We start from the raw sequence: 12,062 nt of genomic DNA on the forward strand, positions 1-12,062 counted from the left end.
CTTCGGGATGCTTTGAATCAGGACAGACCGAGGTCGTCCTTGTTCAGAATGTAACGGTATTCGAGGCCTTCCTTCTCGATGGCCTCGCGGGCTCCGGTGTCCCTGTCGACGACGGTCGCTACGCCGACCACGTTCGCCCCGGCGTCGCGCAGCGCCTTCACGGCGGTGAGCACGCTGCCACCGGTGGTCGAGGTGTCCTCGACGGCGAGCACCCGTTGCCCCAGCACCTCGACGCCTTCGATCTGGCGCTGCATGCCGTGCGCCTTGGCGCCCTTGCGGACGACGAACGCGTCGAGCACGACACCGTCGGTGGCCGCGGAGTGCAGCATCGCCAGCGCCACCGGGTCCGCGCCGAGGGTCAGGCCGCCGGCGGCGACGTAGTCCCAGTCGTGTGTGAGCTGCCGGAGCAGCTTCCCGATGAGCGGTGCGGTCGCGTGATGCAGCGTCGCCCGCCGGAGATCGATGTAATAGTCGGCTTCCTTGCCGGAAGACAAGGTCACCTTGCCGTGCACGACGGCCAGTTCGCCGACCAACCTGGCCAGTTCGAGTTTTGCCGCTTGATCAACCCCGGGGTACGCCACGGCCGAGAGTCTTACACACGGCTCGCGGCGCACCACCGGGGTGTTTCCTCCAGTGCGCTCAGTCACTGCCGGACGTCGCGGCGTCCACGGCCTGACCGCGGGTCGCCGCGAAGGCCGGGACCAGGGTCGCCGCCAGCGCGAGCGCCGCGGCGAGCCCGATGATGGTCAGGTAGATCAGCGGGGAGCCCATCGGCAGCAGGGAATCGGTCGCCACCAGGCAGAACGGGACGATCGCGCCCGCCGAGACTACGGTGCCGAGCACGATCCCGATCAGCGCGACGAGCCCGCCTTCGAAGCCCGCCATCCGCAGGACCTGTGCCCTGGTCGAGCCGGTGAGCCGCTGGAGGCCGAACTCGCGGCGCCGCCGCACGGTCGCCATCACCAGTGTGTTGGCTACCGAGATCACCGTGTAGGCGGTGATCATCCCGACCAGCAGGTAGTTCACCCACGCGCCGACGGCCTGGTCCGCGGCGTGCGCCGCGACGAGCGCGTCCCGGTCGCCGACGGACACCGGCTGCCCGGCCGTCACCTCGCGGAGCCGTTCGGTCAGCGCCGCCGGATCGACGTCCGGAGCGGCGCGGACCAGCATCTGCCCGGCGAGCCCGGCGGTGGTGTGCGGGGCCAGGAGATCGGCCGGGAGCAGCAGGCTCTCGAAACCGGGGCGCTGGCTGGTCACCGCGACGACCTTGACGTCGACAGCGGCGCCGTCGCCGAGTTTCAGGCTCAGCGTGTCGCCGATGCCGCGATCGAAGTCCTTCGCGAAGACGTCGGGGAGCGCGACGCTCCTGCCGGTCAGCGCCTTGAGGTCGCCCTGGGTCACCTTGGTGTCGGTCGTCGCGCCCGCGCCGGACGCGGTGAGGCCGATCGCCGGGCGCCCGTCGTCGGAGTCGTCGTACGGTGCCTCGATGAACACGGTGCTGGTGACGTACTCGGACACCCCGGCGACACCGGGCACGTTCTGGATCCGCTGGACCAGGTCCGGCGACAACCCGGTTCGGTGCGGTGTGCCGATCACGGCGTCGGCGCGGACGTCCTCGGTGAACGCCTGATTCGCCAGCTCCTGCTGGGTGGTCTGCAGGTAGATGTGCGCGGTCGCGATCCCGACGGCGAGCATGATCGGGGTGACCGCACCGGCGGCCCGGACGATCCCGGCACGGGTGTTGAGCACGGCGAGACGGCCGTCGATGCCACCGAGCAGGCGGATCGGCCACTGCAGGATCGCCGTCATCACCTTCGCGACGCCAGGGGTGATCATCGCGACGCCAATCGCCCAGAGGATCACCGCGGGCCCGGCCGTGCTGGCCGCGATCGGGCCGGTCATCACCGCGACGGTCACGATGGCCAGCGCGAGGCCGCCACCGAAGCAGAGTGCGGCGACCACGACACGCGTCGGAGTCAGCCAGCGGCGGGTGACCGCGGCTTCGGCGAGCGCCTCGGTCGGCCGGATCTTCCCGGCCCGGTGGCCTGCCACGGTGGCGGCGACGAACACCGCGAGCATCGCGGCACCCGCGCCGACCACCGCGGGCAGCCAGCCCTGGTAGAACCGCAGAACCTCGGGCACGACACCGTTTTCGACCAGTTGCCCGAACAACCACTCGCCGAGGAACGGGCCGAGGACGGCGGCGAGCGCGGTGGCGAGCAGACCGACGGCCAGCGCCTCGCCGAGGACCATGCGCCGAAGCTGGCGAGGGGTCGTGCCGATCGCCCGCATCAGTGCGAGCTCACGCGAACGCTGCTGGGTGGACAGGCTCAGCGTGCTGGCGACGACGAACATCGCGACCATCACCGAAAGGCCGCCGGACACCGCGGCGATGACGATCAGGTTGGCCCCGCTCGAATCGGCCTCGGGGAACTCCGCGACACCGCGGTCGATGCCACTCAGGACGGTCGCCCCGGCCGCGGCCTTGGCGACGCTCGCCCGCACCGCTTCGACGTCGGCGCCCGGTTTGGTGAAGACGCCGATGACGTCGGCCTTGCCCGGGTATCCGGAGAGCCTGGCGGCGTCGGCGGCGGAGAAGAACACGGCGGCCGGCGTGATCGAACGCGGCGCACCGGCCACCCCCGAAACCCGGAAGCCCGCGGTCGTGCCGCGCGCGGCGACGTCGACGAGGGCGCCGGGCTTCAGACCCGACGTCGACTCGACGACGACCTCACCCGCGGCGGGCGCGACACCCTCGACCAGCACGTACGGGGTCAGCGCGGCGGAATCCCAAGCGTGGCCGAGCGCGGGCCGCCCGGCCGCCGCGAGTGGGAAGCTCACTTCACCGACGACGTCCGAGACACCTGGCACGGAGCGGATCCGGGAGATCAGGCCGTTGTCGAGCCGGACCCGCTCGGGGAGCCGCACACCCTCGGTCTTGTGCTTGTCGTCGGGGTCGAGGGTGGCCGGGTCGCTTTTGGACAGTTCGAAGGTCTGATCGCCGGTGACGAGGATCGGCGCCGCCGCGAGACGTTGCGGTTCCGCGTTGCCGCGGATGCCGGTCTCCATGAGGCCACCGCAGGAGGCGACGATCAGCGCGCCGAAGAAGACGGCGATGAAGGTGCCGATGAAGCCGCCCTTGCGCAGGCGCAGGGTCCGGAAAGCGAGTCGCAGCATCACGCACCCGCCCGCGCGGGGCTGCCCCAGGCACCCAGGTGGATCATGCGTTCGGCGACGACGTCCGCGGTCGGCGCGTGCAGTTCGTCCGCGATCCGGCCGTCGGCGAGGAAGATGACGCGGTCGGCGTACGAGGCGGCCATCGGGTCGTGGGTCACCATGATCACCGTCTGTCCGGTGGTACGGACCGACTCGCGCAGCAGTCCCAGTACTTCGGCGGCGGTGCGGGTGTCGAGCGCGCCGGTCGGCTCGTCGGCGAAGACCACCGCGGGCCGGGTGACCAGCGCCCGCGCGATCGCGACGCGCTGCGCCTGCCCGCCGGAAAGTTCGCCGGGAAGGTGCTTGCGGCGCCCCGAAAGCCCGACGCGGGTGAGCATCTCCTCGACGACACGGCGGTCCGGCTTGGCACCGGCGAGCTGCTGCGGGAGCGTGACGTTCTGCTCGACGGTCAGTGCCGGAAGCAGGTTGAAGGCCTGGAAGACGAAACCGACCCGGTCGCGGCGCAGCTTCGTCAGCTTCGTCTCGCTCATCCCGGCCAGCTCCTGCCCGTCGAGCACGACGGACCCCGACGTCGGCCGGTCCAGCCCGGCCGCGCAGTGCAGGAAGGTGCTCTTGCCCGAGCCCGAAGGGCCCATCACGGCGGTGAAGCCGCCGCGCGGGAACGCCAGTGTCACCCCGTCCAGGGCGATGACGCCCTTGCCGTATTCCTTGCGGACGCCGTCGAGCCGGACCGCGTCACCGCTGCACCCAGTGTTCATGGGGAAAACCCTAGGAACACCTGGCCGAATGCACCCTGGGGTGAACGTGCGTTTCCGGGGTAGGGCGCGCCCTACCCCGTCGGATCAGCGAGCTTCGCCGGTCTTGGCATCCACGATGACCTCATGCTCGGTTCCCGTGCCGTCGCGAAGCGCGACCTCCCAGACAAGGGTGCCGTCGGCGGCGCGATCGATCTCCAACTCGTCCAGCTCACCGGGCTGGCGCTGCTGTGCGGTCCGCAGTGCCTTGACCGCGTCGACACCCGACTGTTCGACCTTCGCCAAGTCGTCGCTCGGTTTGGCCGTCTGCTGTTTGCCGAGCACCTGGCCACCGTCGCGGCTCACCCGCACCTTGTGTTCCTGCCCGTTCGACGCGACCTTGATCTCCCACCCGTCTTTCGCGAGTTCCACATCGAAGACCCGCCCGTCGGGCACGGCGCCCGCCGCCGCCTCGATCGCCTTCACCGGCTGTGCGCTCTCCCCGCCTGGCGCCGGTGCCGCCGGGCCCGCCGGCGGCTCGGTGGAACAAGCGGCCAAAGCCAGCGTCAGCACTCCGGCCGCGACAAGACGTGATGACCTCATGATCCACGAATACCCGCCCGGCACAGGCGCGAACCGTTGTCCCGCTGGAGGGCACCGTGGGGTAACGGTGTCACCCCGATGCCGGACCCTCAGGTGCGGCCCTTGCCGCCGAACCCGCCACCGAGCTTGCGCAGCACCGCCCTCGGCAGCAGGCCGCCGACCGCGACGATCGCCTTGTACCGCAGGCTCGGCACCGAGATCACCTTGCCGCGGCGCAGATCCGCGAGCGCCTCGTCCACCACCTGCTCGACACGAAGCCAGAACGCCCTGGGGCCCGGCTTGTCCAGACCCGCCCGCTCATGGAACTCCGTGGTGGTGAACCCGGGGCAGAGCGCCATCATGCGGACGTTCTCCGGCAGCGAGGCCGCGATGCCTTCGGTGAACGACGTGACCCAGTTCTTGCTGGCCGTGTACGTCGAGCCGCGTCCGCTGAAGAAGCCGGCGACCGAGCTGACGTTGATGATCGCGCCCTCGCCGCGCTCGATCATTCCCGGCAGCGCGGCGCGCGTCAGCCGCAGGACAGCGGTGACGTTGACGTCGAGCTGACGCTGCAACGCGTCCGGCGGGATGGTCCAGAAGTCGCCGTTGAGCCCGAAACCCGCGTTGTTCACCAGCAGGTCCACCGGCTCCTCGGCCAGCAGGGCCTCGACGAGCGCACGTCCGTCCACTTCGGACAGATCGGCGGGCAGGACGACGACCTCGACGCCGTGCGCCTCGACCAGTTCCGCGGCGAAGCTCTCCAGCCTGTCGACATCGCGGGCGACGAGCACGAGGTCGTAGGCCTCGGCGGCGAGCCTGCGCGCGAACTGCGCGCCGATGCCGGCGGTGGCGCCGGTGATCAGGGCGGTGGATGTCATACCGGGAACCTACTCGCCGGTCGGCCTGGGAAACCACCCACAGTGGGGACCTGAAGTGCATCTGGCGAAGTCGGGAAGTATCGTCCCGCAGCATGGGGAAGCACAGCAGGCGCAAGCCGAGCTATCTGCCCAAGGTCGCGGCCGGTGCCGCGCCGCTGGCGTTGTTGCTCGCCGGCCCGGCCACCTCGCTCGCCGCCCAGACCGACCCGCCGACCCCGCTGCCTCTCGACCACAAGCGCGAAGGCACCCTCGACCGCGGAATCGGCGTCACCAGCGAAGGCGATACGTCCGTCCTTCGCGGCTTCCTGAACATCGCCGAACGGAACGTCTACAGCAAGGACCTCGGCGGCTCGAAGGTCTTCGCGGATGTCCGCCGATCGGCGAGTGAGACCGTCGAGACCCGCGACGGCGTCACGGTCCGCGGGGACAAGGTCGGCGCGCTCGCCGCGTCGAAGACCACCGAGGTCGTCACGCAAGGCCAGCGGAACACGGTGAAGCTCGCTCCCTACGGCAGTGCCGTGGCCGGGAACGAGACCAAACTCGAGCGGAGCGGAGCGCGGCTGACCGAGGCCGTCCTCGATCCGCGCACCGGTACGCCCGCCCTCATCACCGAGGACGGGCGTGGAATCGGCGCGTCCGAGGGGACTTACCAGGCTTTCCGCCCGCTACCCGGGTTCGGCGTGATCAATGAGACCGACCAGCGCGCCGTCGGCGAACTCCACCGGGCCCTGCGGCTCGACGGCGGCTTTTCCGGCGACCTCGGCGGACTGCTCGAGGCAGGCCGGTCTTCCGGGCACGCCCTCGATCTCGGGAATTTCGCCGCCATCGGGACGACGTCGGCACAGCACGGTGGCGGCCGGTTCAAGGGCGTCCTGCCCTTGGCCGTCAGTTCCGGCACCGGCTTCGGCCAGAAACACGTCCTCGGCGGCACCGTCGGCCCGGCGACCGGGCTGGTGACCACCGAGCAGGACGCGAGCCTGGCACGGCACGGCTCCGCGCTCACCGGGTCCGGCGCGAACACGATCAGCGGCGACCTCGGCGTCGGCGACGTGGCATCCGCTCACGGAACCACGGCGACGTCATCGCGCGGGGTCCTGCCCACCGGCGATCCCGCGCAAGCCGGGCATCTCAGGCAATCCGGAACGCTCGATCTGACGGTGCTCGGTCAGCGGAAGCACACCGGCGTCATCGCCGGCGCGCTTCCGCTGGAACTCAAGCGGTCCTGACGGGCAGGCCGCGCCTGACTCCTAGCCCTTGGACTCCGCATCGTCGGCTTTCTCGGCCTGCCAGTGGCGGCCAGGGGTCGGCGCGTTGTTGTACTCCTCGTCGAACGGGTCCACGATGTCGGCGATCTCGCCGAGGTCGCGCAGCAGCCGCTCGAGCCGCGACGGCCCGGCGTTCGGGGCGACACTCGCGAGCACCCACTCGTTCTCCAGCCACGCCACGCCGACGTCACCGCCGAGCGAGTCCGCCGCGTCGACGAGTTCCTGCGTGATCACCTTGCGGGCGCCCTCGGCGTCGTCCGCGAAGGCGTAACGCTGGCCGATCGGGCCGAGCATCTCGGGCATGCCCTGGCGCTGGAACGGCACGCTGGACAACCACATCTCCAGCGGCGTCTCGTGCACGCGGTTGCAGCGCACGGCGACCACGACCGCCGGGATCTGGCCCTCGGTCTCGATGTCGAAGATGAAGACGGGACGCCGTCCGTCGGAGGTGAAGGTGGACCCGGCCACGACGTTGACCGCCACCTGCGCACCGAAGTACCCGATGGCACCGCCCGACCACTGCCGCGGCAACCGCTCGTCCTCCTCGGCGAACTGCCAGCCGCGCAGCTCGGCCCAGCGCATTCGCTCGCGATTGCGCGAGCCTTCCTTCGCCCGGTCGGCCGCGAGCAGCCCCAGCCCCGCCACCAAGGCGACGGCGGCGATGACGAACCAGATCCACGCCGGAATACCCACGACGGTCAGGGTATCCCCCCGCGCTCACCGGACGTGATCGCTGGGCGCCGTGTCGCGCCACCCCTTTCGGTGCCGCACCCCTGGAGACTTCCCGAAACGTCGACAAATCGCTGTATCGCCAACGATTCACGCAAGTCCGTGAAGGCCTCCTTGAGGGACTCTGGGTCCCTCAAGGAGGCCTTCACGGACCGCTAGCTCACTCCACCCGGCTGACCGTCAGGGCCTCCGACGCCTCCTGGGCGGGGATGTCCACCCGGACCGTGTCGCCGTCGCGGATCTCACCGGCCAGCAACTGTTTCGCCAGCTTGTCCCCGATCGCCGACTGCACCAGCCGCCGCAGCGGCCGCGCGCCGTAGATCGGGTCGAAGCCGTTCAGCGCGAGCCACTCGCGTGCCCCGGCGGTGACCTCCAGCGTCAGGCGGCGCCGCGAGAGCCGCGAGGCGAGCCGATCGATCTGGATGTCCACAATGGACGTCAGCTCGTCGGTGCCGAGCGCGTGGAAGACCACGATGTCGTCCAGCCGGTTCAGGAACTCCGGTTTGAACTGCCGCTGCACCACCGCCATCACCGCGTCATGGCGCTGGCGCTCGTCGAGCGCCGGATCGGCGATGGCCTGCGAACCGAGGTTCGAGGTCAGGACCAGGATCGTGTTGCGGAAGTCCACCGTGCGGCCCTGGCCGTCGGTGAGCCGTCCGTCGTCGAGCACCTGCAGGAGCACGTCGAACACGTCCGGGTGCGCCTTCTCGACCTCGTCCAGCAGCACCACCGAATACGGCCGCCTGCGCACGGACTCGGTCAGCTGCCCGCCCTGGTCGTAGCCGACGTACCCCGGCGGTGCCCCGACCAGGCGCGCCACCGAATGCTTCTCCGCGTACTCGCTCATGTCGATCCGCAGCATCGCCCGCTCGTCGTCGAACAGGAACTCCGCCAGCGCCTTCGCCAGCTCGGTCTTGCCGACCCCGGTCGGGCCGAGGAACAGGAACGAACCGGTCGGCCGGTCGGGGTCCGCGACGCCGGCCCGGGTGCGGCGCACCGCGTCCGAGACGACCTGCACGGCCTCCTTCTGCCCGACGACCCGCCTGCCGAGCTCGTCCTCCATCCGGAGCAGCTTGCCCGTCTCGCCCTCCAGCAGCCGTCCCGCCGGGATGCCGGTCCAGGCGCTGACCACGTCTGCGACGTCGTCCGCGCTGACCTCTTCCTTCAGCATGACGTTCTGCTGGCTGACCTCGCTGGCCGCGATCGCGGCCTCGAACTCCTTCTCCAGCGCGGGAATCCGGCCGTAGCGAAGTTCGGCGGCCTTGCCGAGGTCGCCGTCGCGTTCGGCGCGTTCGGATTCGCCGCGCAGCTGCTCCAGCTGCTCTTTGAGGTCGCGGACGCGCTCGATCGAGCCCTTCTCGTTCTGCCAGCGCGCGGTCAGTGCCGTCAGCGTCTCCCGCTTCTCGGCCAGCTCCGAACGCAGCACGGCGAGCCGGTCCTTCGAGGCGGCATCGTCCTCTTTGGACAGTGCCATCTCCTCGATCTCCATCCGCCGCACGGCGCGCTCGACCTCGTCGATCTCGACCGGCCGCGAATCGATCTCCATGCGGAGCTTCGACGCGGCTTCGTCGACCAGGTCGATCGCCTTGTCCGGCAGGAACCGGGCGGTGATGTAGCGGTCGGACAGCGTCGCGGCGGCGACCAGCGCGGCATCGGTGATGCGCACACCGTGGTGCACCTCGTACCGCTCCTTGAGCCCGCGCAGGATGCCGATCGTGTCCTCTGTGGACGGTTCGCCGACCAGCACCTGCTGGAAGCGCCGCTCCAGCGCGGCGTCCTTCTCGATGTGCTGGCGGTACTCGTCGAGCGTGGTCGCGCCGACCATCCGCAGCTCGCCGCGGGCGAGCATCGGCTTGATCATGTTGCCCGCGTCCATCGCGCCCTCGCCGGTCGCGCCCGCACCGACGATGGTGTGCAGCTCGTCGATGAAGGTGACGACCTCGCCCGCGGAGTCGGTGATCTCCTTGAGCACGGCCTTGAGCCGCTCTTCGAACTCGCCGCGGAACTTGGCGCCCGCGACCATCGAGCCGAGGTCCAGCGCCACGACCCGCTTGCCCCGAAGCGACTCCGGCACGTCACCGGCGATGATGCGCTGGGCGAGCCCCTCGACGATGGCGGTCTTGCCGACGCCGGGCTCGCCGATCAGCACGGGGTTGTTCTTGGTGCGGCGCGAGAGCACCTGCACCACGCGGCGGATCTCGGTGTCACGGCCGATCACCGGGTCCAGCTCACCGGCACGGGCGCGCTCGGTCAGGTCGACGCCGTACTTCTCCAGCGCCTTGAACGTGCTCTCCGGATCCGCGCTGGTGATCCGCGCGGAGCCGCGCACCTTGGCGAACGCCTCGCGCAGCGCGTCCGGGGTGGCGCCGTGCCGCTTGAGCAGGTCGGCCACCGGGCCGCCTTCGGTGGCGAGGCCGACGAGAAGGTGCTCTGTCGAGACGTACTCGTCGCCGAGTTCGGTCGCGAGCTTCTGCGCGTGGGTCAGCGCCTTGACGGCGTGCGCGTCGAACTGCGGGCTCGACACGGTGGCACCGGTCGCCGAGGGCAGCGCCGCGATCAGCGGCTCCAGCTCCTTGTGCACCTGCGCGGGGTCGGCCCCGACCGCGGTCAGCAGCGGTGCGGTGAGCCCCTCACCCTGCGCCAGCAGGGCGCCGAGCAGGTGCGCGGCCGCCACGTGCGGGTTACCCGCCATCGTGGCCGCCTGCGCCGCCGACGAGATCACCTGCTGGGTCTTCGTGGTCGGGTTGAAAGCGTCCATCCCTCACCTCGTGCTAGGTCCTGCGATGCTGTTGTCGACAGGTACAACGCCAGGAAAGTTGAGTCTGTTCCGCTCAACTCTGAATTCCTCCGCCGCCACCCGGCGAGACCGCCTCCGCGGGCAGGCGCGGGCCCACCCTGCCGAGGCCGACGACGGCGGCGCAGGCGCACGCGGCCACGAGCACCCACGGGATCCAGACTGCCACGGAGAACAGCGCGACGACGGCCGGAGCGATCATCGCGGCGAGGGTGAACGCGTACTGGAAGGCCGCCAGATACCGCCCTCGCGCCTCCGGCGGCGCCGCGGCTTCGGCCAGCGCCCCGGACCGCGGGCCGAACGCGAGATCGCCCGCGGCCAGCACGAGGGTCGCTCCGAGCAGGTAGATCGGCTGGAGGACCTTCGGGACGAAAACCACCGCGAGGCACGCCAGGCACCACACCGCGAACAACGCCGAGCCCGCGCGCATCGCGGCGATCCGGGTCAGCCGCCGGGTGAGCCGCAACCCGACGACACCACCCAGACTGGTGACGACGGTGAGCAGGGCGATGATCGCGCCGGGAAGCCAGCCAGGACCCTGCAGCGCGTTGAAGATGTACACCGGCATCCCGATGAGGAAGAAGTCCATCGTGAGCGCGAAGAGCCCGCTGAACACGATCAGCGAGAGGTAGGGGCGGTTCCGCCAGACCCGTGCGGGCCCCGAGAGCCGTCGCGTGTGCCGCGGCAGCGGCGGCATCAGTGTCGCGAGGATGGCCGCGGCGACGACGAAGGTGAAGACGTCGACGATGACGGCGACATAGAGGCCCTCAGCCCCGGCACACACCAGCAGCACGGCCGCCGCGAGCCCGCCGAGCCCGAAGCCCGCGGAGCGGACCATCGCGGCTTCGGCGAACGGCCGGTCCTTCGGGCCTTCGCCCGCGACGTCGGCGATGAGCGAGAACTGCGAGCTGTAGAACAGCTGTTGCCCGGCCGCGAGCATGACCGACGCGCCGACGACCCCGGCGAAACCACCGGCCAGCAGGAACGCGCCCGCCCCGGCGGCTTGCAGAAGATGGGAGCAGATCATCACCGTGCGCGAGCCGAACAGGTCGACGAGCCGCCCGGCGAACGCGGGAACGAGCAGACCGGCGAACGCACCGAGAGTGACCGCGAGCCCCGCCTGGGCGAGGGGCAGACCCACCACACGGATGACGAAGACCAGCCCGAGCGGGAGGAAGAGTCCCGAGCCGAAGTTGTCGATACCCAAGGCGACCAGCAACGCGACCCGGCTCCGCACGACTTCGACGCTACCGGCGTCACAGCGCTACGAAAGGTCCGTTCAGTCAAGACCGGCGGGTAGGAACGGCGGACGTCAAACGTCGCACGTCCGCACCGACAGGACGGCGCGAACGTCGGCGTTCATCTCGGCGAGGCGCGTGGTCAACTCGAGGACCTTCTCTTCGTCCCAGTCACCGAGCGCACGCTCCATGAACGCCAGATAGCCCGCCCGTCTGCGACCCAGTTCCGCGCGCCCCTGTTCGGAGATGCTGATGATCGACGCACGGCCGTCCTCGGGCGCGGGACGTCGGTCGACCATCCCCGCCGCGGACAGCTGGGAGATCTGACGGCTCACGACCGAAAGGTCCACAAAACGTCGTTTGGCCAGTTCCGAAGGGCGCGCTTCGCCGTGCTTCGCCAGATCGGACAGCAGCATCGCGGCGGCGGGATGCAAACCGGGGTCGTCCTGCCAGGCCTGCATGATCCACGCGTGCTGCAAGTGGGAGGCGGCCTTCAACTCACGCATCAGTTCGACCCTGGCGTCGTCGGCGGAGCTCATCGTTGCCTCCCAGCTACTTGTACAATACAACTTTATTCGGCAACACTTGCGCAAGGCAACTATTTACCTCGTGAGATCGCCCACTGCGGCCTGGTTTCGAGTACACCCGTCCGGAGCAACGATGCG

At 70.2% G+C, this 12,062-nt stretch carries 10 protein-coding genes; 1 reads left to right on the forward strand and 9 read right to left on the reverse strand.

Translation table 11 applies throughout. From position 1 onward, the window contains the following. Positions 1-17: 17 nt before the first annotated feature. From pyrE to ACM6LR_RS07030, 5 genes are all read right to left on the reverse strand, one after another. Entirely contained in the window at positions 18-581 is a 564-nt protein-coding gene (gene pyrE, locus ACM6LR_RS07010; protein ID WP_414936765.1) for an orotate phosphoribosyltransferase, read from the reverse strand. 58 nt (positions 582-639) lie between these two features. Continuing rightward, the gene (locus tag ACM6LR_RS07015; protein WP_414943420.1) at positions 640-3,177 is read right to left on the reverse strand and encodes an ABC transporter permease; all 2,538 of its coding nucleotides are present in this window, start codon (positions 3,175-3,177) and stop codon (positions 640-642) included. After that, a complete protein-coding gene (locus ACM6LR_RS07020) occupies positions 3,177-3,935 on the reverse strand; it encodes an ABC transporter ATP-binding protein (RefSeq protein ID WP_414936763.1) in 759 nt (252 codons plus the stop codon). The genes ACM6LR_RS07015 and ACM6LR_RS07020 overlap by 1 nt, the downstream gene beginning before the upstream one ends. 84 nt (positions 3,936-4,019) lie before the next feature. Further along, positions 4,020-4,514, reverse strand: coding sequence for a PepSY domain-containing protein (locus tag ACM6LR_RS07025; RefSeq protein WP_414936762.1), 495 nt, complete (start codon positions 4,512-4,514; stop codon positions 4,020-4,022). Positions 4,515-4,603: 89 nt separating this feature from the next. Further along, complete coding sequence (locus tag ACM6LR_RS07030; RefSeq protein ID WP_414943421.1) at positions 4,604-5,371, reverse strand: SDR family NAD(P)-dependent oxidoreductase; 768 nt, start codon at positions 5,369-5,371, stop codon at positions 4,604-4,606. Between the two features lie 92 nt (positions 5,372-5,463). Between ACM6LR_RS07030 and ACM6LR_RS07035 the strand changes: the two genes are divergently transcribed. Continuing rightward, positions 5,464-6,597 (forward strand): hypothetical protein, encoded by a 1,134-nt coding sequence (locus ACM6LR_RS07035; RefSeq protein WP_414943422.1) that lies wholly within the window; start codon positions 5,464-5,466, stop codon positions 6,595-6,597. 21 nt (positions 6,598-6,618) lie between these two features. On the opposite strand, the gene ACM6LR_RS07040 is transcribed toward ACM6LR_RS07035, so the two are convergent. The 4 genes from ACM6LR_RS07040 to ACM6LR_RS07055 all read right to left on the reverse strand — a co-directional run bounded on the left by ACM6LR_RS07040 (position 6,619) and on the right by ACM6LR_RS07055 (position 11,936). Then, complete coding sequence (locus tag ACM6LR_RS07040; protein WP_414936759.1) at positions 6,619-7,329, reverse strand: hypothetical protein; 711 nt, start codon at positions 7,327-7,329, stop codon at positions 6,619-6,621. A gap of 196 nt (positions 7,330-7,525) precedes the next feature. Continuing rightward, entirely contained in the window at positions 7,526-10,123 is a 2,598-nt protein-coding gene (clpB, locus tag ACM6LR_RS07045; RefSeq protein WP_414936758.1) for an ATP-dependent chaperone ClpB, read from the reverse strand. A 73-nt stretch (positions 10,124-10,196) separates the two neighbouring features. Then, entirely contained in the window at positions 10,197-11,396 is a 1,200-nt protein-coding gene (locus ACM6LR_RS07050; RefSeq protein ID WP_414936757.1) for an MFS transporter, read from the reverse strand. Between the two features lie 75 nt (positions 11,397-11,471). Continuing rightward, on the reverse strand, positions 11,472-11,936 hold the full coding sequence (locus tag ACM6LR_RS07055; RefSeq protein WP_414936756.1) for a MarR family winged helix-turn-helix transcriptional regulator: 465 nt from the start codon (positions 11,934-11,936) through the stop codon (positions 11,472-11,474). Between the last annotated feature and the right edge of the window lie 126 nt (positions 11,937-12,062).

Source organism: Amycolatopsis sp. cmx-11-32 (genome assembly GCF_047608695.1).
Taxonomy (GTDB): domain Bacteria; phylum Actinomycetota; class Actinomycetes; order Mycobacteriales; family Pseudonocardiaceae; genus Amycolatopsis.